Here is a 26,872-nt window from a genome sequence, read left to right as displayed (position 1 = left end):
TGCAGATTGCAATTACAGAAAATGCAGACTACTTCCCGAACTTATCCCATGCTGCGCTGATTGTTTTTTCTATGGTTCCAGGCTGGCGATCCACTAGCTTGGTGTCATTTATTGCCTTGGCAATCTGTGCGGCGTTGGGTGTGCTTCCATTGTTGTAGCCGGGGAATTTACTGGCGATGATCTGAACCATAGCTGCGATCATGGCCTGATATTTTTCTTCTGTTTTGGTATTCAGGTCATCGTCGTCGGCAGGTTTTTCTTTCGTGGCATAATTTCGATTTTTAATCTTTTCAATTTCTGCCCTTGGTATAATTAAACCGTCAAGCCTTACAGGAATTGGTCGGCGTCTGGCGGGCGCTCCGGCTAAAATGTCCGTAAGCGTTACAGGCTCCTCAGGTCCGGCAGACTGTAATTCCTTGAGTGGCATATAGTACCAACCTTCAGGTAATTCATCAGGCGGCCAAGGAAGGAACCGTAATGGATAAAAGGGCTTGGTTGCTGGGTAGAAACGATCATCTATCAAATACCCCTTGCGTGTTGGCAGCAGGCTTGGGGTGTCGAGAACAGGGATGTCACGCGGGTGAATGAGTAACTTTCTTTTCGTCACAACCGCATCCATAACGCCAATGTTTTTAGGCTGCTCAATTCCTTTGCGCTTTAATTCTTCTTCGGATACTTCGCAGTCATCCCCATCTACTTCACGGAAGATGATTAACTGTGGCATCTGGAATGCCTCTATTCCTAATTTTAACTCCCCATTGTGTCCATGCTTCATTAGTTCAGCATACGAAACATTAAGCCACTCTATTACAGATTTAATGCGGTATCCGCTCCACGTAATATCGGAATCTATAGCCATAACATCGCGCTCCCTATCTGCGCCCCCTCAAAAATAGGTGCCATGCTCAGAGTGGGAAGGGTGCCCACCTTTTCGGGGATCAGCCTAGAGCATGGCGGTACAACTCAAATCATTGAAGCGTGAGCTTCCTCGACAATGCCTTGTGCTTCGGCATGGGCGGCTACACTCGCGGCATCGTCTGGGTCCAAAGGCGCAAGGCCCATGATATGTCCCAAGGCTTCCCCATCCTCCAGAGCAGCCTTTACGTCTTCATCGGTACTTGCTCCTGCATCGCGTATTGCCTCGATCAGATCTTCAGCGTTCATACATCCTCCTTAAACTTTATGGCGGTACAACTCAAATCATCAGGCGGCGTGCTGTGGTATCGGCCATGCGCCGGATGCCTTGGCGTCCAGGATCACGATCTCCACAATACTTCCGTCATGGGCATAGGCAATATTCAGGTTCCAGTCTTGCGACACCTCACGAGTGACGGGCTTGTCGGTGAAGTGCAACACCAGAATGTCATCGGTCGGGTCATAGTCGGTTTTCATGGGGATACCTCCCAAAAGGTCATGATGGTTTTGATGATGATAACGTCATCCAGCAGAGCAGCCACGCACAATAAATTGTCTTGCCGATCCGGGAACTCTCGGTATATCCATGCGCGGCGCTCATCCTTGGCGCGGATAGTGCCTGTCTCGACAATTTCCATGATCTCAGCGTCACTGATATTGCGCTCCTGCATCCTGTTCCGGGCATGGTGAGTCAGCACAACCGGGCGTTCAAAGCGGCGGCTATGCACTGCGCTTGCCTTTTTTGCCCATCGGCACAACCTCAGCAGTGGGCTTAACACCAGCGGCCACCAGAATGGCATCGGTACCCTTCTGCCAGGCGTCGGCAACAGGGTCTTGCGCCAGCCTTGCATACACGGCGGTGGTTTGCTGGGAGTGGTGCCCTAGCCCCTTGCCTATGACGGCCAGAGACACCCCCGCGTCGATCTGGAATGACGCCAGGGAACGTCTCAGGTCATGCAAGCGCAAGTCCTCGATGCCTGCCCGCTGCAATAGCCGTTGCCAGCCCTTTTTAGGCTCTACAAGGTGGCCTGTCTTGCCTGCGCCGGGGAATACCCACCCTTGCGCTCCATTGGCCTCTGCGCGGGCCTGTAGCACCTCTATGGCGGCGGTGGTCAGCGGTACGGTGATATTGTCCTTAGCCTTCGCCTTTGAGCCGGGGATGGTCCACGTCCTGCGGTCCAGGTGGATTTCCTCCCAGGTCATCGCTTGCACATTGGAGCGACGCGCTCCGGTCAGCAGTGAGAGCATGACGTAATCCCGCATATCGGGGTTTTCCTCGGCGGCCAGCGCCTCGAAGAACTTGGGCATTTCGTCGGGGTGCAGGCGACGATCCCGGCTTTCCTCTCGATTCATCTTCAACCCGGCTGCGGGGTTGGTCAGTCCCGGTATATCCAGCGTCTTGATCCCGAAGTTGAACACGGCGCGGGTGAGGGCTAAAACCCTGTTGGCCTGGTAGATACCGGACGCGGTGCCGATCTTCCGGTGTAACGTGCGGATATGCTGGCGCTCTATATCGGATAGCTTCTTTTTCGCCAGGGTGCCCAGGTGCAGACGGTAGTTGCGCTCGTCGTTGCCCAGGCTCTTTTTGCCCTTGGCTTTACATTCCTGTACCCACTCAGCGAACAAATCAGAGAATGTCATCTCCGCTTTCTTGATACGCTTCTGCTCGGCGGGGTTGGTTCCTCTGGCAATGTCGTTGATGATCCCGGCGGCGGTGGTTCGTGCTGTCTCAATGGTCACGGCGGCGGCATCGCCTATGCGTACCCACTCCACTTTTCCCTCCACCTTACGGACACAATAGAACGTCTTGGCTCCGGCTGGTGTAACGCGGATACAGAGTCCCTTCTGTTCCAGGTCATAGACGGTGATCCGTTTGCCGGGGACCGGCTCCAGCGCCGCTAGGCGGGCCTTGGTGAATTGCATCTTTTCGGGCATGGCGTGCTCCCTTTGGGCCTTGAGACTCCAGTTAGCCGGGCTAACCCTGGGCTAACCTATTTCCGGTAAATCGGTGAATATCGGTAAAGGTAGTATCTGCCTAAGTGTTTGATGCGTCAAGATACATGGGGGTAGATAAAACGCCATAAATGCCCGACTTTGAGACTCTTAATCAGCGGGTCGTTGGTTCGATCCCCTCACAACCCACCAAATAAAACAACTACCTAGATATTGCCTTTGAACATTTTTTATTTTCTGGGTAACATTCTGGGTAACAATCAAAAATAATACCCCTTGTGCCTATAGGTGGGGTCTTGGCGTGGAAAAGTGTGGTTCAACTGGCTGCCTTTTATCCATGTTACGTTCTACCAGTTTGACCAAAGCAGTGGTTTTCTGCCTTGGTGATTTCAGAAACATCTCTGGCAATATCCCCTCATACATAATGTCAGCCCAGAAAATCATCCACCAGCTTGATCTTCAACCCCACCCAGAAGGTGGCTGGTATCGGCGTACCTCTACGTCGCCAGCAATGCTGTCCACGCTACAGGGACACCGCCCTACCCTAACCAGCATTTTTTACCTGTTAGCAAAAAATCATTTGTCCCGCTGGCATGTGATCCAATCAACTGAACTCTGGCATTTTTACAAGGGCGCTCCGTTGGAGATGGATAATAATTTTGACGGGTATGGATTGAATCGTATACACTGAACGAATCGAACGATATTGAAGAGGTAACAATCAATGGACGCACTTTCTGCCAATGAAGCCAAAACACAATTTGGAGACATGCTGCTAAAAGCGCAGCGCGCCCCGGTCCAGATTAATAGGAATGGCAAACCTGTTGCCGTAGTTATCTCAATGGACGAGTACGAGAGTATTGAGACGCTCAAGCTGAGACTATTGCAATCGAGGGTGGCCCAGGCAATGACTGACATCAAAGCAGGCAACACTGTCGATGGCGAGTCCTTTTTTGATGCGCTTGAAAAAGGCGAGCATGACTGACCACGTTATCCCGCCAATGTTAAATTATCGCTTAACACCGGACGCACAGTCTGATTTCATCGACATTCGCCGGTATACCCTCAAGCAATGGGGGGCGACTCAATCGCAAAAATACCTGTCCGAACTCCGGCAGACTATTCGCTTGCTGACCGAAACGCCTTCCCTGGGTAAGTCCAGGCCGGACGTTGGCGAGGACGTTTTGAGTTTTCCTCATGTCAGTCACGTCATTTACTATTTGGTTCATGAACGGCAATTGGTCGTGTTTGGTTTGCTACACAAACGCATGGAACCGGCAAATCACTTAGATGGACGCGAGGTGATTTGATGTGGCTGACAGTTCGGCCTCATTAAATTGGTACAGATGATGGAAAATATCAAGCGTATTCAACTGTTATCCAGCACGGAAGTTGAAGAGTTATATGCTCGTCCTGATTTCAATACCCACGAACAGTATCTTTATTTCGCTCTGACGCCATTGGAGCGCGAAGCCTTAACGCAATTCAGCCAAACGAAAACGCGCATTTTCTTCATTCTTCAGTTGGGCTATTTCAAAGCCAAACAGCAGTTTTTCAACTTCACGCTTGATGAGGTCAATAGCGATGTTAAATTCATCGTGGATACCTATTATACCGAATCAGCAGGAATGCCTTTCACGGGACGAATTTCTCGTGACTATGTGCGAATCAAGAGGCAAATAATACTACCAATGTTCAATTATCGCAATTGGACGTCTGACTTTGTCCCCGAGATTACAACTCATATCGGTGATTTGCTTCGCTACTACCCCAAAGGCCATAGCGCATTTCGTCAGTTGTTGGTCTATCTTGATCATAAAGGAATTGTTATTCCTTCCTATACCACGCTTCAGGATATATTCAGTCGTGGATATGCCGAGGAGGAAAATCGATGAGATGTCGCTGTCTCCACGTTACCTGCATCAATTTCAGAACAGCTTGCGGCTTTAGTGCATCGGAATGATGGCATCACAGCGCTCAATATCATTCGCGCTGATCAGAAAGATTTTCAGTACACGGCAGTCAAAACGGAAGTGGACAAAGCTCTACGCATCGAGGAGCTTTATGAGTTTGCCAAGGGCTTCATTCCGTCACTGGGCTTATCAAAAAATGCCGTTCATTACTACGCTGAAATTGCTGAGCAATATGCCGCGTCCCGATGGCGCACATGGAGCACAGCTCCCAGGTGGTCACAGACTTTCCCAAACTGGCGAAGTTTTTAAAGTGGTTTCCGAACCGGAGCCCTAACATGAGCCAGGACGAACTGAATGAAACGGCCTACAGACTGCTACCCAAAAAACAGTTTTCCGCTATGGCAGAATTTCTGGAAGGAAAATCGTCTCGCATATTCTCGTTGTACCTGCGCCCGATATTTACAACGGTGAAGCTGGAGTACTACAAGGAAAACAGCTATATCGGCGAATTGATCGGCCTGTTCCTCGCCAACTTCACGCACTAACCACTTCGATAGTTCCAGTTGCACGATGGTGGGGACGATACATTGAGATTTTTTCCGGGAAGTGATCTGCCAGGCATCTCCCGGTGGGAATGTCAGCAAGCCATTCAATCCATGCTGAGGTATCGACCACGCAAGGCACTAAATCCATCAGAATCGATCGTTGCGATCACGAAAATCTTCAATGCGAGCCCCCTTAGCAATGCCGACCAACTGTTCTTTCTCGGGCACGGATAGCACCAGGACGCCCTTACCTTTGGGGATGAAGACGAACTCTTGTCCGTCTTCCCAATGCTGTTCATCACGCAAGGCCCTGGGAATGGAAATCTGGAACTTGCTCGATAAAGTAGCTGTGGCATTCATGGTTCATACTCCGTGCTGATCGATCAACTTCTAGTAAGAATACCTAATATCAAATCGCAATACCACGCAAATTCAACGATCAAGCAGGGGCATCCACAGTGCCACCCTGCCTGGGTCGCCACTCCTTTGGCAAGTGTCATCTCAGTCAACGTACAATACCTCACCAATCCTCACTCACTCCGCACTGAAAGTTACCCCAGAGTTTGGCTGATTTTAGCACAGAGTTTTTTTGCTCTAAGGTATAAGCATTCTTAGTAGCCTGCTCCCGCTTGTAGTCCCAGACTTCTTTCTGAAAAAATATTCCGACTCTTACAGGAAAACAAAATTGCCAATCATCATCACGACAATGTTGATCTTTTTTGTAGTAGAGCGGCATACGCTCAACGCAATCACGACAACAATAAACTTTTAGTGGTTTACTCATGAAAATATCCCCAAATAAAATTAAAAGTGAGTAAATACTCATAATATTAATAGAGGTAAAATTTTCATTTTGATGCGGATTAATCAATGAAGTATATTCTTTTTTTTTAGTTTTTTAACACCTCATATTATATGACAAGTTATGCGTTAAATTTACGGTTCGTAGACCAGTTTTCCAGTGCAGCACGCTTTTCCGTGTCGTAAGTGTGACGACCATAAATGGCTGTTACGCCACCTTCTACGTGGTTCAGTATTTTCGAGATCACCAAACGGTTATGCCCCAGCATGCCGATGTGTGTTGCAGCGGTTCATCGGAGGTCATGTGGCGTAAAGGGTGTGATTTGCATTCCCGATAGATTTTTATGTAATGCGCGTGACAGTGCTGTTGGGCTCATTTCTCAGTCCCTCCCCTCCTCCGTCACCCTCAATGAAGGAAACAAATAGCGCTCAATCCCCATAAACTGTGCTTCATTGAGGATGCTCATTGCCAACGGTGACAGTGCCACACGATGCGCACGACCATTTTTTGCGAACTCAGCTGGCATTATCCACCAATTCCCGTCGATCTGTTCCCGAGTCAAATGACAAACTTCTCCCAAACGCTGACCGGTAACCAGCATAAAACGCAACGCCAATTTTGTCATGAGCGACATGGCTGCAGGGTCCAGACATTTCCAGAACAGAACGATCTCCTCATCATTCAAGACGCGATCTTTCTGGCGCTCCTTGGATGGAGACTGGACACCCAGGGTACGATTGGCTGCTATAGGCACTCATCTTGCGGCAATCCGATCCAGAAGGGCCACGACTTCTTTGCGGGTGATACTTTCAGCTTTACGTGTACCCCAATGCGGCAAGATATCCTTAAGACGTGTGGGTCGTTACCGTAATAGCGGTAACCGGCGTCATCATGGGATTGGTTTTGCAAAATCGGAATATTTCAAGTGGTAACCAATGGGCGTATGGCATTAAATCCACCATCAACAGATAAAATTTGCCCCGTTATTTGTGGTTGTTCAAGCAAGAATAAAATAGCCTTTGCAACTTGATTTGACTGGATCAACTCACCAAGAGGATACTGTTTTTGAGCCATTTTACGACTTTGTTCATTGCGCAATAAATGCGCTGCAGCCCTTGTATCCATTAGGCCAGAGCGGACTGCGTTAATGCGTATCCCGTCGCGGGCATGTGTGGCTGCAGAAGCCCTGACTAGGGATTCAAGGCCACCTTTTGCAGCAGCGACCGCTTCATGAAAGGCGACTCCACTTTCTGATACCACCGATGATACGAAAACTGCACTACCGCCGGTACCATATTTTCTTCGCATAGTCACAAACGCCTTCAACATAAAAAAGGCAGAATCCAGATTGGCTGATAGACAAGCACGATATTGTGTCTCAGAAGTCTGCAATAATCCGGCTAATAAAAAAGAACCCGCGAGATGCACAAGTCCCTCAGGAACTTCATCACGCTCCTTGAAAAAGTTCACAACCGAATCTGTACCCGTCATAGTCGATACGTCGGACTGAAGAATCGTTATTTCTGATGACTCAAAAATAGCGGGCAAATTTTTTTGACGGGTGACTGCCAATACCCGCCAGTCATGCTTTAAGGCTAAAGGAATAATAGTTTCAGCAAGCGAACCCGAAGCACCAGTTACAATCAACCAAGGTTTCATATAATTTCTCCTGCGAAGAATGGTTATCGTTTCTGGCGTCATTGATTATTTTGTCATCGCTAAGATCCTACATAGATCTCTTGTTTCTGAATAGAGGATCGCGCTCAATATTTCCATAATAATATTATACTCATCAAAAAAAATATCTATCGTTTAAATTTATATTAGAAAAGAATTTCCGAATCATTTTACGCTTTACATTACAGTTATAATTAAGCATAATAGGATTTATATATAAACAGACTCTTAAGATTACTTTAAGATGCAATACTACTTTTGAAGATCAGGAGACTACCCATCCATGCACACACCAGATAAGCTTTCTCTAATCCCCTCTTGCAACCTCTGCAAAGAGGAGGAGCCTTTGGGCTTTGACTTTACTTTTGCATTCCAACCTATCGTTCATGTGGGTGAACGCCGGGTGGTTGCCTACGAGGCGCTGGTTCGCGGCCCGCAAGGTGAGCCTGCGTCTTCGATCCTGGAACAACTTAACGACGCCAATCGCTATCGCTTCGATCAGAATTGTCGGATAAAAGCCGTGCAACTTGCAGCAGAACTGGGAATATCCTGTGATCTGAATATCAACTTTTTTCCTAACGCGGTTTATCAGCCTGAGCAGTGTATCCGCACCACCCTCTGGGCGGCAGAAAAATACGGGTTCCCCATCAATCAGATCGTCTTTGAAGTTACCGAAGGAGAAAAAATCCAGGACCATGAACATCTTCGCCGCATTATTGATTATTACCAGAAATTAGGGTTTCGAACGGCCATTGACGATTTTGGTGCTGGTTATGCAGGGCTTAATTTGTTGGCGAACTACTTGCCTGACTATATCAAGCTGGACAGAGAGTTGATTATTGATATTGACCGCCACGAGCGTCGTCAGGCCATAGTGCATGGTATACAACTGACCTGCCGCGAACTGAATATCGGGATTCTGGCAGAAGGTGTGGAAACCGTTGAAGAATATAGCTGGTTGCGTATGCAGGGTATTGATCTGTTTCAGGGGTATTGGTTTGCGAAGCCTGGGTTTGAATCTCTGCCAGAGGTGCCTAATCAATGTTACATAACCTCCGCGCATTCAGCAGGAGACTCTTAATAACGGAACAATACCCGGTTTTAATGGTCTACAAAAATATGTTTGGAATTTCTGTAACATGTAAATACACAAGGAGATTTTGATGGATCTTAAAAAACAGTCCGATGGTACTTTTCGACTGAGTATGAGCAAAGCTGAGGCTGATAAAGTGTCTGATGCCCTGCTTAAAAAAGCAGGGGACTTTAATCGCTCGACGTTGGATTTCGCCTATCTTTCTGCAGAAGCAGTACTTTCCATGGATAATGAATTCCGTCAACCGAAGTCATTTTATCAAGGAGAATCTCATGCAGATTAATATTGAAGATAAAATGGTCGTTGCCACAATGACCGAGCGCGAAGCGGGCAAGATTATGGAATCATTGGATAGCATGCCATCCATACCGGCAGACTTGAAGCCTTTTCAGGAAGTATTTAAAGGGATCAGCATCCCAGGTAAAAGAAGGGGTGAGGTCCGGCATGAATGGGGTGATCCGCTTGATTTGGATCCAGATATCGGCCCGGCGTAACGGAAAGGCTGCCAAAAGGCGTCGTCTGCAATACCTGAATAAAGGGTCGATCAGCCAGGTTACCCATACATTATTCTTATTGTTTACCATCGCGCGCGTGCTTGGGTAGTTTATCAATTACCCTCCACGTGCCGTGGCTATCTATTCATCCCACCCAAAGTATTCCAAGGTACGGTCATACGCTGTGTCCCCACCTGTATGCTGAACCACCAAGCAAAACCTTACCGGAAAAAATTGGAGCACAGCTCGTTTGTATCTTCTCAGAAGGGCCCATGAAATTCATGGTGTCTCGCCCCTTGCAAAATAGTGGGCATGTGCTAATTGGGAAGAAAGACGGGGATGGACAAGGTGAACAGATGGCAACAGCACTAGGAAAAAAGGCGACGGTGAAAGAGGCGAAGACCTACGACTTTGTCTGGGAAGCCACCCTGCCCGGCGCCAAGGACAAGAAAAAAGGCGAAATGAATGCTGCCAGCGCCAATGTGGTGCGGGTTTCCCTGCGCAAGCAGGGTCTGGTGCCGGTCACCATCCGCAAGGTCCCCCAACCGCTGTTTGGCGAAAAAGGGATCAAGGAAGCCCAACTGGTCGTCATGGTCCGCCAGCTTTCCACCATGATCAACGCCGGGGTACCGTTGGTACAGGCTTTTGAACTGCTGATTAGCGCCACCCAGGGCGCGGCCATGAAAAAATTGCTCAAGGGTATCCTTAAGCATCTTAAGGAAGGCGAATCCCTTTCCCAGTCCATGGCGCATTTCCCCAAATATTTTGACCGCCTGTTTGTGTCCCTGATCGCCGCCGGTGAACAAGGCGGCATTCTCGACACCATCTTGCTGCGTCTGGCCGAATACCGCGAAAAAACTCTGGCCCTCAACAAAAAGGTCAAATCGGCCATGTTTTATCCGGCAGCCATCATTACCGTGATGCTGGTGGTGGTGGTGATTTTGATGATTTTCGTGATTCCGGTGTTTTCGCAACTGTTCAGCAGCTTTGGAGCCACCCTGCCCCTGCTCACCCAGATTGTCATCAACATTTCCAACTGGATGAAAAGCCACTGGTATATTGTGGTACTCCTGCCGATTGCCGCCGTGTGGTTATTCATTTTCACCTACAAGCGCAGTCTGCCCTTCAAAACCGTCATTGACCGGATTTCCCTGAAAATTCCGGTGCTCGGTGACATTTTGTTGAAAGGCGCTGTCGCCCGTTTCATGCGCACCCTGTCCACCATGCAGGCGGCGGGTGTGCCCATTCTTGAAGCCCTGGGCACACTTTCCAAGGTTTCCGGCAATATCATCATCGAAAAAAGCGTATTACGGTCCCGCGATGACGTCGCCGCCGGTGGCCGCATCAGCACCCGCCTCAAAACCGATGGCGTCTTTCCCATCATGGCCACGCAAATGCTGTCCATTGGCGAAGAAACCGGCGCCATTGAAACCATGTCCGGCAAAGTTGCTGACTTTTACGAAAGCGACGTGGAAGAATCCGTGAATCGCCTCTCCACCCTCATGGAGCCCATGATCATGGTAGTACTGGGTGTGATTGTCGGCACCCTGGTGGTCGCCATGTATATGCCGATCTTCAAGATGGGCGCGGTGGTGACGCATGGGGGGTGAAGGCTTGCCCGAAACCCTGCCCGGAATCTTGGGTAAAGGCTTTACCTTGATAGAGCTGATGGTGATTATTGCCATCATGGCTATTATCGCGGCTATTGCCATCCCCCAGTACAATATCTGGATGGTGCGGGCGGCCATTCAGGGTGCTTCAGGTCACTTGCAGCAGGACATTACCTGGGCGGAAGGATATGCCATCCGTAGTGGCTACCCGGTGCAGGTGTCCGTAACCAGTGGTGGCACAGGTTGCTCGTGGACCATTACCCCCGCAGCCAGCAACGTCAAACAGCAAATCCCGCAGATGTCTGCAACGGAATTTGCCAGCCGTTATCCCAACACGGTATGCAGCGTTATTAGCGGTGCAACCTTCAGTATTACCCCAACCGGTATGGTGTATGGCAGCAATAACACGATTACCGGGTCTGCCGTGACCTTTGGTAATGCGGGCCAGAATGCCGCTACCTATGGATACTGGCTAACGCTGCTCAGTGGCGCGGGCAATGTGCGCAACTGTGCCACCAGTGGCCCCGCCAGCAGCGTGTGTAACTTGCAATGAGAACAAACACTTTCGCTTTCCGGAAAAACCGGGTGCTCAATCCCACCCAAACAACCCAGTCGGCCCGTTTTGATCAAGGTTCCTGTCCAATCAGCCAGCAGTGCATAGCGCCTTCCCTTCGCAACGCTGAAGCCGCCACCCAGGCAGGTTTAACCCTCATTGAAGCCATGGCCGCGCTGGCGATTTTCGCCATCGGCTCCTTGGGTATTTTGAGTATATTCCTCAGCAGTTTTGCCATGACCAACCAGAATCAGAATCTGACATCCGGCTACGAAATTGCCCAGAGTGCCATGGGCGTACTTCGGGCCAATGGTGCGCAGGCGCTGAGCCTAAATGGCGCAACAGTCAACGCCAGTCAGAACAGCAATAATACTACTTTATTGAACCCCGTTTCAGCAGTGATGAGTGCTTACGGAATGCCCGCACAAAGTCAAGTGACTCTGGCTGTTACATCGCTCAACGGTAATGGGTGCCCCTGCACGGCCACCGTAACCGTCACCTGGGGTGGCGCACAAACCTATACCACACAAAGCATAGTGGGCTACTGACATGAATCGACTTTCTTCCTCGCAACACCCCAATGTCGGATGCCATGAAAACGGCCTGACTCTGGTGGAGTTACTGGTTTCTCTGGTTGTGGTGGGCTTACTGGCTACCGCTGTTTTCACCTTTTTTCTGACGACCAGCCAAAGCGTCAGTCAGCAATCTGCCAGCGGCGAAATGTGGCAGCGCGGCCGCAATGCTTTGGCGATTATGCGTCAGGCTATTGAGTCGGCGGGGTATGGGTTGCCGAGTTACACCCAGTGTCCGAATGGGGTGGTAGGCTACTCGAATACAGGAAATAGACCGTTAACTTTGACAGCCATCACGGCCTCTGTTCAGAGTACTGGTTATACCTATGGAAATCCTTATACCTTTAGTACAGTGATCGGTGGTGGCAGTTTTGGTGGTGCCCCGGCAACAACAGTCGCCAGCCTTCCCAATCTGAACTCAGCAAGTCTTCAGGTAAATAACAGCGCCCCATTGGAACCTGGAGATATGGCTTTGATTGTCCCCGCATCCAGCGGTGGCACCTGTATTTTTGGAGAAATTTCCACTGTGGGTGGCAGCGGCTCGTGTAATGGGAATGGGAACGGCGGGAACGGCGGGAACGGCACCATCACCATGAACTCAGGCGGAGCATCCTGCGCAAAGATCAATACGAATCAAATTTTCTCACAATTAAGTGGCGTTACTGGATCAACAATATCAGCAGGCGACTTTACTAATGCCCCACTTTATGATTTAGGGAATGCTGGTTTTGTTGTTAATCAGTTTCAGATTTTGGATACACCACCAGGTTCTTCACAGGTAGGGACACCAACATTATATTTGACCCAGTACACTACCAGCTCCGGAAGTACACCTACCCCACAGGCTTTAGCGATAGGTGTAGTTGATCTTCAGATTCAGTACGGTGTAAATACCAATGGAGTGATAACGTGGATTACGCCGAATCTCTATACGCCATCAACGCAGAGTATTGTCGCCGTACAAATCGCAATGTTAATCCGTTCATCGCAGTACTTGCCAAACACCTTGAGCCCTGAAACCTTCAATGTTCTGGGTACTACATATACTGTCCCAAGCAACGGTCCAGGTTGTTTGCAGGGTAGCTGCAGAAACTATGAATATCATTTATTTCAGGACATCATTCCTGTGCGCAATCAAATCTTGCAGGATAATTAAAAATGTCTAAAATTAAAAAAACATGTTCAGAAAAGACATCAGACCACGGCGAAGACGGGGCTATTTTAGTAGTGGTACTGGTTTTAATATTTGCGGTGACGCTCGCCCTTCTAGCGTATTTATATATGAATAAAAACAACAGCTTGATAGCCTCTAATTTGGCTGTACAGAATGCCGCACAAGAAGCCACAGAACAGGGAGTCTTGGAAGCTAGTAACCTCCTTTCTCAACAGGGGGCAAATCCTCCAACCGGAAATATAAGCCCTTGGTACGTAGTACCAACTTCAGGAAGCACTAGACCAAGCGCACCAACAGCTAGTTTTTGGCAGACTTGCGCCCAAACTAATAATTGTGGATCGATGCCAATTAATTACGGCAGCTTTAGCTTTAATGTTAACTACGTTGTTTATCCAATTGGTCCAAATACGACAAATGGGACATATTACTACATAGCATATGTACATGCTGCTAATACCAATGGTGGTGGTTTGGGCGTTACGATCGAAGCCAACCTGGAGAAATAAAAATGCAGATAAAATTACATAACAAATTATTAGCCAGTTTTTTGATAGGTACCGTAACATGCCTGCCTCTGAGCGCATGGGCAACCCCCCAACAACCGGATGTGAATATCAATAACACGCCTTCTGGAAGTCAACCGCAGGTAATGATCATTATTGACAACTCCCAAGGTATGGCAGGCGTTGTAGAAGATCCAATTACCGGTCTTTCCGGAGCAATTATGACCGGCTCTGGTGTCGTAGCGGAGAATAACAGCTCATCATCACCAGTGAACTATAATTCAGGAGATACTACTCCCATAGCATATGGCAACGCAAACAGTTCGGTTCCTTACACGGTGAACTGTGATAATACATCAGGTTTTACGGCACCTGCTCTAAGCGCTTGCCAAACAGTTTCAAAGACAGGTTATTCTACCTATCTTGATAATAGCCCTTCCATGTTAAATGCTGCCAAGCAAGCCATATCCAATATAATAGGAAATGTAAATTACACCAACAGCATCCAGTTTGGTCTTGAAGATTATAAATATTCAGCGAGTCTAAACGATCTAAATTCTTCGATATATTATATGTTTTCTAATGGATTAAACTCAAGTTCTTTTTCATCAACGGCGCCTTCTGGTATATTAGGGATAAACTATGCAATAAATCCGTGCTACCAAAATTCTTCTAATTCATGCCAATATATTGCATACAATTATTTTAATCATAATTATTATAATAATTCCCCATCCTATCAATATAAATACCTAGAAATAACTGATAGCAGTGACAATCCATTAATAAATAGCGTGCTTTATTCTTCTTCATATTTAGGAAATAATATATATTATAGTTACCAAGGAACTTATAAATATACAATATCAAATTATGAAAATCAATTGATATCACCCATTAATTCTCCCTATACAAAATATAATGCATCCACATATTATTCTGGATACAGTACCTTTGGCCCCTCGAATCCTGGATATTTGACACAAACGCCGCAAGTTTGGACAGCAGCTCGAGGTTATGCGTTTTTTGGTAGCACAGTGAAAACACAAAGTAGCAGCACACCTCAAGGAAATATAATTGCCCTGATTGGTTCAAGTGCGGCGTTATCGAAAATCGCTAGTGCCATAGAACCAGCACCATTAATGAACCCGGCCAGCGGTTTTAATTACAATCAGGCATCGGTACCTATTGAAGCTGGGGCTGGTCATACGCCAATGGCTGGTGCTTTAAAAACAGCATTAAATTATTTTGGACGTACAGGAAACAATGCACCTCCGTCAACCTGTGGACAGAAATATGTCATTATTATTACCAACGGTCAACCTACACAGGGTTTGAATGGGCACCTATACCCACCTCTTGGGAGTCAAGCAGCTACTACTTTTGGTTTTCCACTCATCACCGCAGCCACAGCGAGCAGCAGTTCAACCGATTATAATAATGCTGCTGTAGAAGCAATTCAACAAATAGCAAATTTAAACAGTGCTGGTATCAAAACCTATGTATTAGGGGTTGGTTCTGCCGTCAACCCCAATACTGCTGAAAGCACAAGCCAAAATACCGAGGCTACCCAGGGGCAAGCAATTTTGACTGCAATGGCCCAAGCTGGAGGCACTGGATATTATTACTCAGCACAGTCTACCTCACAACTAAATTCGGCGTTATCATCAATTGTTGCCAATATTTTAAGTAACACTATCACTTCGCCTATTGCTGCAACTGGTACCGCAACCAGCAGTTCATTGGAATTTGTTCAGGAAAACATCAATAAAAGTAACGGACAGGGCAATATGTTTGCATTCCCATTCAATGCAAACGGTGTAACCGCATCCACCACTTCAAATGCTGTGTGGGACGCAAACACTGTAATATCCTCTTCTGTTTCTAGCTCTACGCCACCGGTTTATACCACAGCACCCACTAGTTCTAGTGGTAGTATTATATCAGGGTCTGCAATCCTTCTATCGAGTGCGGCAACTTCCTACCCAAATGCTTTTGGAACAAATTTAGCTAACGGTTTAACGCCTAGCATCATAGCAAATTACACAGTGAATCCATCCGCTTCAAGCAATAGCACTTATCTAGGAGGTCGGGCCCCCAATTGGACACTAGGCCTGCCCACTACCAGTACGCCGCAGATTATTCTTCCGCCTGATAATTCAGCTATGCTTTCCGCTGGCAATGGTAGTAACAGCTACACAAGCTTTGCCAGTTCAAATACAAGTCGCAAGAATATGGTTTTGTTTTCTTCTAATGACGGAATTTTATATGGTATTAGCTACAATGGTGCTACGGGAGGTTCTCCATCTTTAACCTGGTCGTGGGTCCCATATGGTTTACTCAATCAGCTACAATCCTACAATACATTTTGGCGCGGTCAAAGCATGCAAGGTGGATTCAAGTCCATCAGTGCGACCGATGCCAATGGAAATTGGAATACTTATGTAGTGGGTAGTGCTTTAGGTGGTGGCATATTATATGACCTAAAGCTTTCTACGGTTAACAATACGGCCAACCTGAATTCGGTTATCTATGAAAATGATCTTGGACCTTCTTTTTCTCAGCCGATTACGCAATCACCCATTTTTTACCAGATTAGTTCTCCAGGTTCTCAGTTTGGACAAACTTGGGCATTATGGGTAGTCAATAATAATATCAATTCTACATCTACAAGTTATTTAGTTGGTGTTAATGTAGGTTCAGGCGTTTCTTTTCAGGATCAATTACCCTTTGTAGCTTCCAGTGCTTTAAGTATCGATACAAATAATAATATCTACCTGGGAAGCTCGAATGGATATGTTTATTCAATGCCGGTTACAAATATTCCCCAAATTTCTGGAACCAGTACAAATTCCACAGTAATTTCTTCAACCAGCTTTCCTCCGGTTATTACTGCATCTAGTTTTGGTTCTAGCACTAGTGCAAATGCCGCCTCTTATGCACCATGGGCTTCAAGCAGCTCAGGTTTAAGCTCTGTAGTTCAGTATATGACTACCAGTTATTATTTAGGTAATTATTACTTAAGCGTACAAGGCCAAAATGGTTTTACCGTCTTTCAAAAGTCTGCTAATAACTGGCAAGCTTTATGGGCAAGCTATACCGGTGGTAGCAAAACATATTCAACTACTAATACCCCACAAACAATCACAGGACTCCCCAATTCCTCTGTTATTTCTGCACCCATTGCCATCAACAATGGTGCCATTATTGCTCCAGTCACTGTGAGCCCTGCCGCTAACACTTGTGGCGAAAATACAGCCTATTATTTTCTATATAAACTTTTGAATGGTGCTTTTCCCTCAGGCTTTTTTGACCTAAACGGTACAAGTGCTACTGGACCCATACTCATAGGTTATGGCACAGCATATACACCGACGATTATCTCAACTAATGGCAGAACCCTCATACAATCTGCCGCAGGTGATACTGGTTCATCCGGACAGTTCCCGGCTTTCTATCAAAATGGCAGCACTGTCAAGGTAATAGGCTGGCGCGTAATAAATTATTGAAAATCAAATTTGGCGGGGGTCGCCCCGCACAAAACACGTTTCAAACTTTTTACGTTCCGGAGATGGCGATCAACTTGATCCAGTCCACGATTAAGACACCAGACTGCTTTCGTGGTTTTCATCATTCGCGTCAATGCCATCAGGTGAATCACCACATGGGCAAATACAGTTTGTGGGGTTGCTCATGGCAGGCAATAAAGCCATAGTGCTTTTAGAATCGCACGGCATTTACATTTTTGGCATCTACAAATATTCCTGCACTGCCTACTGACAATGCGGCATTGCGAGAGCGAGTGACTGCATCAGCCAGCAACAAACGTCCCAGCCCCTGCCCTTGCAGATTAGAACGAATAGCCAGCCTCCCCAGTCGGGTAACAGGAATCTGGCGCTGTCTTGTCTGCCGAAGCCAGAGATTCAGGACCTCGACACCACAATCAAAGCCCTTTCGGTCGTGGATGCCAGTTAAAGCCTGTATCTTCATCGTCTCGCCTGGCTTCCCCATAGTGTTGCAGTGCCGCCTTCAATTCAGCATTGGGTGGTGGCGGATTTTCCAACGCCTGAATAAAGGTCTCTGTGTCTTGGGCAGATAAACGGATGACCCGCTCTTGTTCGATGATACGCTCGGCTTCACGCAGGGATGACTGGGCCATGAATTGAGCGGCGATCAGCGTGCAGTACGGTATTCTGTCGCATCCAGGCGATCAAGTATGGCTATGGCTTGTGGAATGTCACCCTTGCCCGCCAAAACCAGATTTTCATTGTTTTCCATTGCCGTCGCCCCTAGGTGTTTGTTCTGTATGCCAGTGCGCGCTTCAATTATCCACCCAATTTTCCACAGTCAGGCCGGGGAACACACAAAAGTCGGCCTCGTTGTTGGTTACCAGGGTAGTGTTTAAGGCAATAGCATGGGCAGCGATCAGTTTGTCGAGCGCGTCACGGGAGCGTTCTCTGGTGGCCCATCTGACCGGCCCGTAGGCGCGGGCGGCCCGGGAGTCGAATGCTGCGACGGGAATATCCTGCAGCAGATCGTCCAAAGCCGCCTGATTGGCAAGCTGATTTTCTGCCGAGCAGGTGATGCCGTATTCAAGTTCAGCCAGCGTAATAGCTGAAATAACGACATCCCCCACAAAACATGCTTCAAATTTTTTTCGCACCGATGGTGGTTGCCTTTTCATCAGATAAATGCAAATGTTGGTGTCGAGCATATATTTCGGCTTCATAATGCTTCGCGTTCATCTTCCTGGTTGTCACCACGTCCATTTGCCATAAAATCCGAAGAAAACCTGGCAAATTTTTCAAGGACGTTCCCCATACGCTGCTGCGCTGGGCGAATGCACAGTTCATCGCCGTGACGCTCGATGACCAGCTCCATCTCCCAATTCTTGAAAGCCAATTCCACCGGGATGCGGACGGCCTGCGAATTACCGTTTCTGAAAATTTTCGTAATCACTATGATTCCCCCATTTTACCCATGCCCGATTATATTCTGGCTCATTTGAGTAGTACTGTAAATACATGGATGTACATGAAGCGGGTTATTTCAGCCTGACTGTGGGCCAGATCGACACAGTCGATGTTCCCGAGCGCATTCGTCGAGGAATGGGCCAGTACCCGATGCCGATGCATTCTATCGCCGTTTCGGATTCGAACCGACGCCAGAGAACGAACGGCAACTCATCCTGCTACTCAAGGACGCGCGACGCTTCGCTGCAACACCGCAAGCGTGGATCACCACATGGGCAAATACAGTTTGTGGGGTTGCTCATGGCAGGCAATAAAGCCATAGCGCTTGTAGAACTGCACGGCATTTGCATTTTTGGCATCTACAAATATGCCTGCACTGCCTACTGACAATGCGGCATTGCGAGAGCGGCTGACGGCATCAGCCAGCAATAAACGCCCCAGCCCCTGCCCTTGCAGATTGGAACGAATAGCCAGCCTCCCCAGTCGGGTAACAGGAATCTGGCGCTGTCTTGTCTGCCGAAGCCAGAGATTCAGGGCCTCGACACCACAATCAAAGCCCTTTCGGTCGTGGATGCCAGTTAAAGCCTGTATCTTCATCATCTCGCCTGGCTTCCCTATAGTGTTGCAGTGCCGCCTTCAATTCAGCATTGGGTGGTGGCGGATTTTCCAACGCCTGAATAAAGGTCTCTGTGTCTTGGGCAGATAAACGGATGACCCGCTCTTGTTCGATGATACGCTCGGCTTCACGCAGGGATGACTGGACCATGAATTGATTGGTGGTCGCACCAACCATCGACGCTGCCAGCTCCAGGGTTTTCTGGACCTGCACAGGTACCCGAGCGGAAATCCTGCCGCGTTCGATAGTTTTACCAGACATGGTCGGCACCTCAATCGTCCATCAAAAATTGCTGATTGGCGCCATTATGGCACCAAGAAATGAGCTTATCCGCGCCGCAGCCACTCGATGTGCAACTCCTGCTACTCAAGACTGTCGAATGACCAGCCTTTGGAGCTGCAATACCGGGACCTCGAATTGGACAAACACATCCATAAAATTGTATCTAAATAGATCCATAGTGGATATTATAGTATCCATTATGGATATTGTGCCTAACAAAAATCTGCAGCGGGCTGAGTCGGTTCAGGGTCAATCCCGCCGTATGGAGTCCTCTCTGCTGAGCCTTGCCGAGCGGCTGAAACGCGCCCGTAAACGCCGTGGATGGTCACAAGACGAAACTGCCCGATTACTGCAGGTGAGCATTGTCACCTACCGCAAAATGGAAAAGGCGGACCCGGGTACTGCCATTGGCACCTGGGTAGCAGTTTTGTCTTTACTGGGAATGCTTGGGGACCTCGATAACCTGCTGTTGTATGACCGTGACTACCAGGGGGCGACCCTCGAACAAAGTCTGCGTACCCGCCGTCGATCCAGAGGGGTTTCACCCGATGATCTGGCGGATAGGCTATGAGCCGATCTGATAATACGCCGTTGTTCTATGTGTACGTCTGCCCGGATGCGACACAAAGGCATTTGGCCGGCATTCTGACCTACCACGAAAGCGCGGCCATCAGCACCTTTCAGTATGTGCGCAGTTACCGTGAACGCGAAGATTTGCCGCCCATCGCCCCTATGCCCACATGGCGGAAAAACGGCCCACCTATATTTACCCAGACGATGAACCGGGGACTACCGGGACCGATTCGGGATGCCCTGCCGGATTACTGGGGCACGCTGGTTTATGCCAAAAAGCTGGGTGTTTCTGTAGAGTCCGTGCAATTCTCTGACTTGTTGCAGGCGGACGTTCAGGATCGTCCCGGATTTCTGGCGTTTTCCAGAGACCTGGAAAGCGGTCCGGTGATCCCCGCGCCTGTGAATAGGACCGATGACGTGCTGGACCTGGCCACGATTGTGCAGGCGGTCGAGTCGCTGGAGCAGGAAGGCCCATCATCCTATCCCCTGCAGCCGCTGGCGGATTTTCTGGTACAAAGAACCAGTATGGGGGGCGCTCGCCCGAAGCTGTCGGTTTATCACCAAGGCCAAATGTGGCTGGCCAAGCTGCCTGCCTATCGGGACAGTTATGACGTGGCTCTATTGGAGCAGGCCTCCATGATTCTGGCCCGCCGTGCCGGGATCACGACGCCTAATACCCAACTGTATCCACTCCAGGATGGCCGCCATGTGTTTCTGTCGCAACGCTTTGATCGGATCGGCACACCAGAAAACAGGCGACATCTGGCCATGGTCAGTGGCCTGTCTCTTTTGAATTTCGATGAAGGCGAAAACCGGCTAGGCAGTTATCCTGCCCTGGCCAGCCACCTGAGAATGTTCGGGGATCTGTCTGGATCGACGGAGCTTTTCCGGAGAATGATATTCAACTGGCTGATCCGAAATACCGATGACCATCTGCGTAATCATGCGGTGATTCTGGGCGTGGACGGAACCTGGCAATTATCACCGGCATATGACATCAACCCAACGCATAGTCGCCCCGGTCTACATACCCAATTCGACTTATCCATCGCTCTCGGTAAAGAAGGGCGTCAGGCCACTTTGCAGAACGCGCTTTCCATGGTGGAGGCCTTTGGTCTGGATCCATCCAGAGCTACACACATTGTCAACGCGTGTTGTGAAGCGCTGCAAGGTTGGCGTGAAGTTTTGCAGGACCTGGGATTGTCACAGAAAGAGATCGATTTCTGGGAGCACAGTTTTTCGGACCAAAGCAAAAAGGTTCTTTCTCCCTGTTCTTGAACGCCAATTCCGCCGGGATGCGGACGGCCTGCGAATTACCGTTTCTGAAAATTTTCGTGATCACTATGGTGCCCCCATTTTATCCATGCCCGATTATATTCTGGCTCATTTGAGTAGCACTGTGAATACATGGATGTACATGAAGCGGGTTACTTCAGCCTGACTGTGGGTCAGTACCCGATACCGATGCATTCTATCGCCGTTTAGGATTCGAACCGACGCCAGAGGATGTTAGGCTTTCCGCAATTCCTGGACCTCGCGCTCCAGGCGCGCAGTGATTGCGTCGGGATAAGTGCATCCAACCGAGAGTCCATGCGGGCAAAGCCCTGTTCCATACGTTCCGTCAGATGCTCCACGCGACCATCAAGACGATCCACACGCTGGCCGACTTCCTGAACGCTCTTTTCAACACCATCAAGCCGCGTCCGCAGCTCCTTGACGCTGGGAGCGATGACGCTTTCCAGTGTTAAACAGCGCTGGCTCCGCTGGTTAAGCTGGCTTCATTTTGCCGATCGACGCCTGGACGTGTAGCGTCATTTGTACTAACGTTGTGCCCAACGTACATCAGGAGGACCGTTGTCATGCTGACCACAAACACTACGACTCGCTCGGCCCGCCTCGGACTGCGCGCGACACCGGCTCAGGAAACCGTACTGCGTCGCGCCGCCGAGGTCGCACATAAATCGCTGACCGATTTCATTCTGGATGCCGCTTACCAGGCCGCCGAGCAGACCCTGCTCGATCAGCGACTGTTCATGGTGACCGGCAGTCAGTATCAAGCGATCCTGGAAATGCTGGACCGGCCGGAATCTGATAACCCCGGATTGGCCGACCTGTTCTCCCGACCTTCGGTATGGGCCAAGAAATGAACTTATCCGCGCCGCAGCCACTCGATGTGCAACATCGGCTGGAAGATTTTGACTGCGGGAAATCTGGCCTCACCGACTGGCTGTTGCGCCACGCTCGCCAAGCGCAAGGTAGCGGCTCGGCGAGAACCTTCGTGGTCTGTGATGAAACCCGAGTTGCCGGTTACTTCAGCCTGACTGTGGGCCAAATCGACACACTCGATGCACCAGAGCGCATTCGTCGGGGAATGGGTCAGTACCCGATCCCGCTGGTCATTCTGGCACGTCTTGCCGTGGATCTCGATTATCAAAAACAAGGTATCGGCTTTAGTTTATTGCAAGATGCTATCCACCGGGCTCTTGCAATTGCCGAGCATGCGGGCATCCGGGCTTTACTGACGCACCCCCTTGACGCCGATGCCGATGCATTCTATCGCCGTTTCGGATTCGAACCGACGCCAGACAACGAACGGCAACTCATCCTGCTACTAAGGGACGCGCGACGCTTCACTGCATCCGATGTCGAAACAGCCAGGAGGCAGCCGCCATGGAGCACAGGGCGATAATGGCCAGGGGCCAGTATTGGGGCCAGAGCATGGGGATGTTGTCTCCTTCCAGAAAAACCCCGCGCACAATAATCAGAAAATAGCGCATGGGGTTGAGATAGGTCAGGTATTGAACCGCTTCGGGCATGTTGGCGATGGGGGTGGCGAAACCCGAAAGAATGATGGCCGGCACCAGAAAAATGAACACGCCCAGCAAGCCCTGCTGCTGAGTGACCGACAGGGAAGATATCATCAGGCCGATACCTACTCCCGCCAGCAGAAAAAGGGCCAAACCGAGGGCAAGAGCGGGGATACTGCCGACAAAAGGCACCCGAAACCAGAACACCGCCACCAGAACAATAAACAGCCCTTCCAGCGCACCGATCACAAAACCGGGTATGGCCTTACCCAGTAAGATTTCCACGGGGCGCATGGGCGTCACCAGCAATTGATCAAAGGTACCCTGTTCACGCTCTCGGGCTACGGACAAGCCGGTTACCAGCAGCGTCACCACCAGCACCAGCAGTGCCACAATACCCGGCACAATAAACCAGCGCGACAGCAGATTAGGATTAAACCACGAACGAACAACCAGTTGTGCCGGTGGCTTCCCCCAGTGGTGTTCCTGCGCCCAGCGCAGATCGAAGTGCATCAACACCGTATTCACATCATTCAGTGCCAGGGTGGCCGTATTGGAGTTGCGACCATTGATGATCACCTGCAGGGGTGCCGGATGATGCATGAGCAAATCGCGGGTAAAGTGCGGGCCAATATTCAGGACGAGCAAGGCTTTTTCATTATTGATGAGCGGAGCAATTTGTCCTTCGTTGTCAATGGTTGCAACCTGCTTAAAGGCTGTAGATCCCTGAAAATCGCCCAATAATTGCCGGGAAGCAAAGCCGCTGTCCTGGTTATAAACCGCATAGGGAATATGGTTCAGGTCGTAGGTAGCGGCATATCCAAACACCAGCAACTGGATAATCGGTGGTCCTATCAGCACAAAACGGCTTTTTTTATCGCGCATGAGCGCGAGAAATTCCTTGATCACCAAGGCCCATATGCGTGCCAGCATCAGTCTAACCTCTTGCGCGAACGTCGCCAGGTAACCCCCAGAAAAAACAGGGCCATCAACAACAGGGCCAGACTATTCCAGAGAATGATGGACCACACATCCCCTGCAAGAAACACCGTTTGCAGGATGCTGACAAAATATCGGGCGGCGACAATGTGGGTCATGAAGCGGATCGGGGCCGGCATCGACTGGATGTCGAAAATGAAGCCGGAAAGAATGAAGGCTGGTAAAAAGGTGACGATGATGGCAATTTGCCCTGCCACAAACTGGTTGCGGGCCGCACTGGAAATCAGTAGACCCATGCCCAGCGCCGCCAGCAGAAAAAGCGCCGAACAGACCAGCAACACCCAGAAGCTCCCCACCAGCGGCACAGCGAAAAGCCAGACGGCCAGAGCCACCGACAACAACAAACCGCCCATACCCATGATGAAATAAGGAATCAGTTTACCCAGCAAAATCTCGCCCATGGTGACCGGTGTAGCCATCAAGGCCTCCATGGTCCCGCGCTCCCATTCACGGGCGACCACCAGCGCGGTCAGCAAGGCGCCAATGAGCGTCATGATAACGGCAATCAAACCAGGTACTAAAAAATCCCGACTGCGCAAGGCCGGATTAAACCAGATGCGAGGTTCGGCATTGATCGGGATAATCAGCGGCTTGCCCGCATTGAGGGCACGCTGTTGCAACCAGTTTTGCCAAACGCCCTGTATATAGCCTTCCATAATGCGGGCATTATTGGCATCCACCCCGTTGACCAACACCCCGATGGGCGCCGTTTTGCCCTGAATGACCTGGCGACTGAAATCGGCGCGCAGCCAGACAATCCCGTCGGCCTTACGGTCCATGACTGCCTCTCGGGCCTGATGCAGACTGCCATATATTTCCGGCTTGAAATAAGGTGAATGCTGTAGCCCACCCACAAACGCACTGGTTTCTGCGGTAGGTTGATCCACGACTACCGCTATGGGCACATGACGGGCATCGAGGGAGACACCGTAGCCAAATAAAAACAGCAGGAATACCGGTAAGACAAAGGCAATGGCTATGGCCGAAGGGTCCCGCAAAATCTGGATGAACTCCTTACGAATCAGGCCGCGCAGGCGCTGCAGATTCATGAGGATCTCCGGATTTGACTTTCATGATTCTGAATCAGGAGGATAAATGCGTCCTCCATGCTGGGGTCAGGGTGTTCTTCACTGCGGGCCTGGGCGCGCACCTGCTCAGGACTTCCCTGGGCCAGTACTTCGCCGAGCGACATCAGAACCAGATTGTCGCAATATTCGGCCTCATCCATAAAGTGGGTGGTAATCATCACCGTCACCCCGGCTTCTGCCAGTGCATTGACCCGCTTCCAGAATTCCCGCCGGGCCAGGGGATCGACGCCGGAAGTGGGTTCGTCCAGAAAAAGAATGGGGGGTTCGTGCAACAAGGCGCAAGCCAGGGCAAGTCGTTGCTTGATGCCCAGGGGAAGCTCGTCCACATTGACGTCGCGATAGTCTTCCAACTGGAATTCCTGCCGCGCCCAATCCAGTCGCTGCCGTCGCAAAGCCCCGCGTAAGCCATAGGCTGCCGAGAAAAAGCTGAGATTCTGATCACAACTGAGATTGCCATAGAGAGAAAACTTCTGGGAGACATAACCTATGCGTGCCCGCGCCTCGGCGCTGGCGTGGCGCATGTCCACCCCGGCAACGCGCAAGGTACCCGAAGAGGCGGGGAGCAGACCGCAAAGCATGCGGAAAGTCGTACTTTTACCGGCACCATTGGCCCCTAACAGACCAAAAATCTGCCCTTTCTGAACGCTGAAACTATTATCCTTGACGGCTTCGAAATGACCAAAAAACTTGCAAAGATCATGTACCTCAATGACGGTTTCCGGCGTGGATTCGTCCCTGGGCGGCATAGGAGAAGCCTGCTGTACTGGCTCTGCCGCCGCAGTATGGGAAGTCACCGGTGCATCAGGCGTTGCCATTGAAGCACCCAGTAAATCCACAAAAGCATCTTCAAAGGACGGGGCAACCGCTTGCCAGCTCTCTCCCGCCCACGCTTCCGGCTGCGTCGTGGTTCGGCAAAGTACCCGCACGCCATTGGCGAGAATACGCGCATCCTGAATACCCGGACGGGCTTGCAAGGTTTCGCGGAGATGCCGCTTGCTGACCGTCTCGTCGCTTACCAGAAAACAGCGCCCATCAAGTGGCGCGCTGAATGCCGCCGGAGTATCTTTTTTGAGCAATTTACCCTGATGTAACAGGAGAATTTCATCGCAGCGCTCCGCCTCATCAAAATAGGCGGTACTCATCAGCACGGTCAGGCCTTTCTCACGTAATCCCTGAATGATTTCCCAGAGTTCACGGCGGGCGATGGGGTCCACGCCCACTGTAGGTTCATCCAGCAGCAACAATTGCGGCGCCCGTAACAGGGCGCAGGCCAGGCCCAATTTCTGTTTCATGCCGCCGGATAGGGCTCCGGAAGGCCTGGCACCAAAAGGACCCAGTGCCGTCAGCTTGAGCAACTCCTGCTGGCGGCTCCGCACCGCCTCTCGACTCAATCCTTGCAAATCCGCATAAAGGTCCAGGTTTTCCTGTACGCTGAGTTCTTCATACAGACCAAAACGCTGGGGCATGTAGCCGATTTGATTTTGAATCACATTGGCCTGACTGCGGGTGTCAGCACCCAACACACTCACGGTACCGCTATCGGGTAAAAGCAGACCCGTAGCCAGACGCATCAAGGTGGTTTTACCGGCACCGTCAGGCCCCAGTAGTCCAGTGATGCTGCCTGCCTGCAAAGTTATCTCCAGATGATCCAGGGCCTGCACCCGCTCCTTGCCACGGGCAAAGCTTTTGCTGACATCAGCAAAATGCAGCGGCGTAACAGCTTCGCTCAC

At 49.9% G+C, this 26,872-nt stretch carries 36 protein-coding genes; 18 read left to right on the top strand and 18 right to left on the bottom strand.

The genetic code is table 11. The features are described 5' to 3' along the window. Positions 1-28: 28 nt before the first annotated feature. From HAP95_RS13970 to HAP95_RS13950, 5 genes are all read right to left on the bottom strand, one after another. Entirely contained in the window at positions 29-859 is an 831-nt protein-coding gene (locus HAP95_RS13970; RefSeq protein WP_215884767.1) for a hypothetical protein, read from the bottom strand. A 104-nt stretch (positions 860-963) separates the two neighbouring features. Then, positions 964-1,164: a hypothetical protein gene (locus tag HAP95_RS13965; RefSeq protein WP_215884766.1), complete on the bottom strand. Its 201-nt coding sequence runs from the start codon at positions 1,162-1,164 to the stop codon at positions 964-966. Between the two features lie 39 nt (positions 1,165-1,203). Beyond that, on the bottom strand, positions 1,204-1,392 hold the full coding sequence (locus HAP95_RS13960; protein WP_215884765.1) for a DUF2283 domain-containing protein: 189 nt from the start codon (positions 1,390-1,392) through the stop codon (positions 1,204-1,206). Further along, positions 1,389-1,643: a DUF4258 domain-containing protein gene (locus HAP95_RS13955; protein ID WP_215884764.1), complete on the bottom strand. Its 255-nt coding sequence runs from the start codon at positions 1,641-1,643 to the stop codon at positions 1,389-1,391. Before HAP95_RS13955 ends, HAP95_RS13960 begins: the two co-directional genes overlap by 4 nt. Continuing rightward, complete coding sequence (locus HAP95_RS13950; RefSeq protein ID WP_215884763.1) at positions 1,636-2,850, bottom strand: tyrosine-type recombinase/integrase; 1,215 nt, start codon at positions 2,848-2,850, stop codon at positions 1,636-1,638. The genes HAP95_RS13955 and HAP95_RS13950 overlap by 8 nt, the downstream gene beginning before the upstream one ends. Before the next feature lie 355 nt (positions 2,851-3,205). On the opposite strand from HAP95_RS13950, the gene HAP95_RS17560 reads away from it, so the two are divergent. From HAP95_RS17560 to HAP95_RS13925, 5 genes are all read left to right on the top strand, one after another. Continuing rightward, the gene (locus tag HAP95_RS17560; RefSeq protein WP_215884762.1) at positions 3,206-3,559 is read left to right on the top strand and encodes a cupin domain-containing protein; all 354 of its coding nucleotides are present in this window, start codon (positions 3,206-3,208) and stop codon (positions 3,557-3,559) included. A gap of 33 nt (positions 3,560-3,592) precedes the next feature. Continuing rightward, on the top strand, positions 3,593-3,853 hold the full coding sequence (locus HAP95_RS13940; RefSeq protein ID WP_215884761.1) for a type II toxin-antitoxin system Phd/YefM family antitoxin: 261 nt from the start codon (positions 3,593-3,595) through the stop codon (positions 3,851-3,853). Then, positions 3,846-4,178 carry a type II toxin-antitoxin system RelE/ParE family toxin gene (locus HAP95_RS13935; protein WP_215884760.1) on the top strand — a complete coding sequence of 111 codons (333 nt, stop codon included), beginning with the start codon at positions 3,846-3,848 and terminating at the stop codon, positions 4,176-4,178. Before HAP95_RS13940 ends, HAP95_RS13935 begins: the two co-directional genes overlap by 8 nt. Before the next feature lie 36 nt (positions 4,179-4,214). After that, positions 4,215-4,763 (top strand): DUF4158 domain-containing protein, encoded by a 549-nt coding sequence (locus HAP95_RS13930; RefSeq protein ID WP_215884759.1) that lies wholly within the window; start codon positions 4,215-4,217, stop codon positions 4,761-4,763. Positions 4,764-5,116: 353 nt separating this feature from the next. Next, the gene (locus HAP95_RS13925; RefSeq protein WP_215884758.1) at positions 5,117-5,326 is read left to right on the top strand and encodes a hypothetical protein; all 210 of its coding nucleotides are present in this window, start codon (positions 5,117-5,119) and stop codon (positions 5,324-5,326) included. A gap of 147 nt (positions 5,327-5,473) precedes the next feature. Here HAP95_RS13925 and HAP95_RS13920 read toward each other — a convergent pair whose 3' ends face one another. The 4 genes from HAP95_RS13920 to HAP95_RS13905 all read right to left on the bottom strand — a co-directional run bounded on the left by HAP95_RS13920 (position 5,474) and on the right by HAP95_RS13905 (position 7,787). Continuing rightward, positions 5,474-5,686 (bottom strand): AbrB/MazE/SpoVT family DNA-binding domain-containing protein, encoded by a 213-nt coding sequence (locus HAP95_RS13920; protein ID WP_215884757.1) that lies wholly within the window; start codon positions 5,684-5,686, stop codon positions 5,474-5,476. A gap of 160 nt (positions 5,687-5,846) precedes the next feature. Further along, positions 5,847-6,197 carry a hypothetical protein gene (locus HAP95_RS13915; RefSeq protein WP_215884756.1) on the bottom strand — a complete coding sequence of 117 codons (351 nt, stop codon included), beginning with the start codon at positions 6,195-6,197 and terminating at the stop codon, positions 5,847-5,849. 310 nt (positions 6,198-6,507) lie between these two features. Beyond that, on the bottom strand, positions 6,508-6,882 hold the full coding sequence (locus HAP95_RS13910) for a tyrosine-type recombinase/integrase (RefSeq protein WP_215884755.1): 375 nt from the start codon (positions 6,880-6,882) through the stop codon (positions 6,508-6,510). Between the two features lie 167 nt (positions 6,883-7,049). Then, a complete protein-coding gene (locus HAP95_RS13905) occupies positions 7,050-7,787 on the bottom strand; it encodes an SDR family oxidoreductase (protein WP_215884754.1) in 738 nt (245 codons plus the stop codon). 364 nt (positions 7,788-8,151) lie between these two features. Here HAP95_RS13905 and HAP95_RS13900 point away from each other — a divergent pair, with 364 nt between their 5' ends. The 9 genes from HAP95_RS13900 (at position 8,152) to HAP95_RS13860 (ending at position 17,313) form a co-directional block, all read left to right on the top strand. Next, on the top strand, positions 8,152-8,886 hold the full coding sequence (locus tag HAP95_RS13900) for an EAL domain-containing protein (RefSeq protein WP_215884753.1): 735 nt from the start codon (positions 8,152-8,154) through the stop codon (positions 8,884-8,886). A gap of 82 nt (positions 8,887-8,968) precedes the next feature. After that, positions 8,969-9,181 carry a hypothetical protein gene (locus tag HAP95_RS13895; protein ID WP_215884752.1) on the top strand — a complete coding sequence of 71 codons (213 nt, stop codon included), beginning with the start codon at positions 8,969-8,971 and terminating at the stop codon, positions 9,179-9,181. After that, positions 9,171-9,392 carry a hypothetical protein gene (locus HAP95_RS13890; RefSeq protein WP_215884751.1) on the top strand — a complete coding sequence of 74 codons (222 nt, stop codon included), beginning with the start codon at positions 9,171-9,173 and terminating at the stop codon, positions 9,390-9,392. Before HAP95_RS13895 ends, HAP95_RS13890 begins: the two co-directional genes overlap by 11 nt. 356 nt (positions 9,393-9,748) lie before the next feature. Then, positions 9,749-11,002 carry a type II secretion system F family protein gene (locus tag HAP95_RS13885; RefSeq protein ID WP_215884750.1) on the top strand — a complete coding sequence of 418 codons (1,254 nt, stop codon included), beginning with the start codon at positions 9,749-9,751 and terminating at the stop codon, positions 11,000-11,002. Next, positions 10,992-11,555 (top strand): pilus assembly FimT family protein, encoded by a 564-nt coding sequence (locus HAP95_RS13880; RefSeq protein ID WP_215884749.1) that lies wholly within the window; start codon positions 10,992-10,994, stop codon positions 11,553-11,555. Before HAP95_RS13885 ends, HAP95_RS13880 begins: the two co-directional genes overlap by 11 nt. Further along, entirely contained in the window at positions 11,552-12,103 is a 552-nt protein-coding gene (locus HAP95_RS13875; RefSeq protein ID WP_215884748.1) for a type IV pilus modification PilV family protein, read from the top strand. The genes HAP95_RS13880 and HAP95_RS13875 overlap by 4 nt, the downstream gene beginning before the upstream one ends. 1 nt (position 12,104) lies before the next feature. After that, positions 12,105-13,283: a PilW family protein gene (locus HAP95_RS13870; RefSeq protein WP_215884747.1), complete on the top strand. Its 1,179-nt coding sequence runs from the start codon at positions 12,105-12,107 to the stop codon at positions 13,281-13,283. 2 nt (positions 13,284-13,285) lie between these two features. After that, positions 13,286-13,807 (top strand): pilus assembly PilX family protein, encoded by a 522-nt coding sequence (locus HAP95_RS13865; RefSeq protein WP_215884746.1) that lies wholly within the window; start codon positions 13,286-13,288, stop codon positions 13,805-13,807. A 2-nt stretch (positions 13,808-13,809) separates the two neighbouring features. Then, positions 13,810-17,313, top strand: a complete 3,504-nt coding sequence (locus HAP95_RS13860; RefSeq protein ID WP_215884745.1) for a pilus assembly protein — start codon at positions 13,810-13,812, stop codon at positions 17,311-17,313. 211 nt (positions 17,314-17,524) lie between these two features. On the opposite strand, the gene HAP95_RS13855 is transcribed toward HAP95_RS13860, so the two are convergent. From HAP95_RS13855 to HAP95_RS13830, 6 genes are all read right to left on the bottom strand, one after another. Continuing rightward, the gene (locus HAP95_RS13855) at positions 17,525-17,794 is read right to left on the bottom strand and encodes a GNAT family N-acetyltransferase (RefSeq protein WP_215884744.1); all 270 of its coding nucleotides are present in this window, start codon (positions 17,792-17,794) and stop codon (positions 17,525-17,527) included. Continuing rightward, positions 17,748-17,963 (bottom strand): type II toxin-antitoxin system TacA family antitoxin, encoded by a 216-nt coding sequence (locus HAP95_RS13850; protein WP_215884743.1) that lies wholly within the window; start codon positions 17,961-17,963, stop codon positions 17,748-17,750. Before HAP95_RS13850 ends, HAP95_RS13855 begins: the two co-directional genes overlap by 47 nt. A 162-nt stretch (positions 17,964-18,125) precedes the next feature. After that, positions 18,126-18,533 carry a type II toxin-antitoxin system VapC family toxin gene (locus tag HAP95_RS13845; protein WP_215884742.1) on the bottom strand — a complete coding sequence of 136 codons (408 nt, stop codon included), beginning with the start codon at positions 18,531-18,533 and terminating at the stop codon, positions 18,126-18,128. After that, positions 18,530-18,763: an antitoxin gene (locus HAP95_RS13840; RefSeq protein ID WP_368356592.1), complete on the bottom strand. Its 234-nt coding sequence runs from the start codon at positions 18,761-18,763 to the stop codon at positions 18,530-18,532. The genes HAP95_RS13845 and HAP95_RS13840 overlap by 4 nt, the downstream gene beginning before the upstream one ends. A gap of 278 nt (positions 18,764-19,041) precedes the next feature. Beyond that, the gene (locus HAP95_RS13835) at positions 19,042-19,377 is read right to left on the bottom strand and encodes a GNAT family N-acetyltransferase (RefSeq protein ID WP_215884741.1); all 336 of its coding nucleotides are present in this window, start codon (positions 19,375-19,377) and stop codon (positions 19,042-19,044) included. Beyond that, the gene (locus HAP95_RS13830; protein WP_215884740.1) at positions 19,328-19,654 is read right to left on the bottom strand and encodes a type II toxin-antitoxin system TacA family antitoxin; all 327 of its coding nucleotides are present in this window, start codon (positions 19,652-19,654) and stop codon (positions 19,328-19,330) included. Before HAP95_RS13830 ends, HAP95_RS13835 begins: the two co-directional genes overlap by 50 nt. Before the next feature lie 199 nt (positions 19,655-19,853). Between HAP95_RS13830 and HAP95_RS13825 the strand changes: the two genes are divergently transcribed. The 4 genes from HAP95_RS13825 to HAP95_RS13810 all read left to right on the top strand — a co-directional run bounded on the left by HAP95_RS13825 (position 19,854) and on the right by HAP95_RS13810 (position 22,937). Further along, complete coding sequence (locus HAP95_RS13825; RefSeq protein ID WP_215884739.1) at positions 19,854-20,246, top strand: helix-turn-helix domain-containing protein; 393 nt, start codon at positions 19,854-19,856, stop codon at positions 20,244-20,246. Then, positions 20,243-21,526, top strand: coding sequence for a type II toxin-antitoxin system HipA family toxin (locus HAP95_RS13820; protein ID WP_215884738.1), 1,284 nt, complete (start codon positions 20,243-20,245; stop codon positions 21,524-21,526). The genes HAP95_RS13825 and HAP95_RS13820 overlap by 4 nt, the downstream gene beginning before the upstream one ends. A 581-nt stretch (positions 21,527-22,107) precedes the next feature. Beyond that, positions 22,108-22,395: a type II toxin-antitoxin system TacA family antitoxin gene (locus HAP95_RS13815; RefSeq protein WP_215884737.1), complete on the top strand. Its 288-nt coding sequence runs from the start codon at positions 22,108-22,110 to the stop codon at positions 22,393-22,395. After that, positions 22,392-22,937 carry a GNAT family N-acetyltransferase gene (locus HAP95_RS13810; RefSeq protein WP_215884736.1) on the top strand — a complete coding sequence of 182 codons (546 nt, stop codon included), beginning with the start codon at positions 22,392-22,394 and terminating at the stop codon, positions 22,935-22,937. Before HAP95_RS13815 ends, HAP95_RS13810 begins: the two co-directional genes overlap by 4 nt. On the opposite strand, the gene HAP95_RS13805 is transcribed toward HAP95_RS13810, so the two are convergent. From HAP95_RS13805 to HAP95_RS13795, 3 genes are read right to left on the bottom strand one after another with little or no spacing between them, the layout of a single operon-like run. Continuing rightward, on the bottom strand, positions 22,879-23,988 hold the full coding sequence (locus HAP95_RS13805; RefSeq protein ID WP_215884735.1) for an ABC transporter permease: 1,110 nt from the start codon (positions 23,986-23,988) through the stop codon (positions 22,879-22,881). The genes HAP95_RS13810 and HAP95_RS13805 overlap by 59 nt on opposite strands. Further along, on the bottom strand, positions 23,988-25,103 hold the full coding sequence (locus tag HAP95_RS13800; protein WP_215884734.1) for an ABC transporter permease: 1,116 nt from the start codon (positions 25,101-25,103) through the stop codon (positions 23,988-23,990). Before HAP95_RS13800 ends, HAP95_RS13805 begins: the two co-directional genes overlap by 1 nt. After that, positions 25,100-26,872 (bottom strand): ATP-binding cassette domain-containing protein, encoded by a 1,773-nt coding sequence (locus HAP95_RS13795; RefSeq protein WP_215884733.1) that lies wholly within the window; start codon positions 26,870-26,872, stop codon positions 25,100-25,102. The genes HAP95_RS13800 and HAP95_RS13795 overlap by 4 nt, the downstream gene beginning before the upstream one ends.

The organism is Acidithiobacillus sulfurivorans, assembly GCF_018853815.1.
GTDB lineage: Bacteria > Pseudomonadota > Gammaproteobacteria > Acidithiobacillales > Acidithiobacillaceae > Acidithiobacillus > Acidithiobacillus sulfurivorans.
This window is presented reverse-complemented; position numbering and strand designations above follow the sequence as displayed.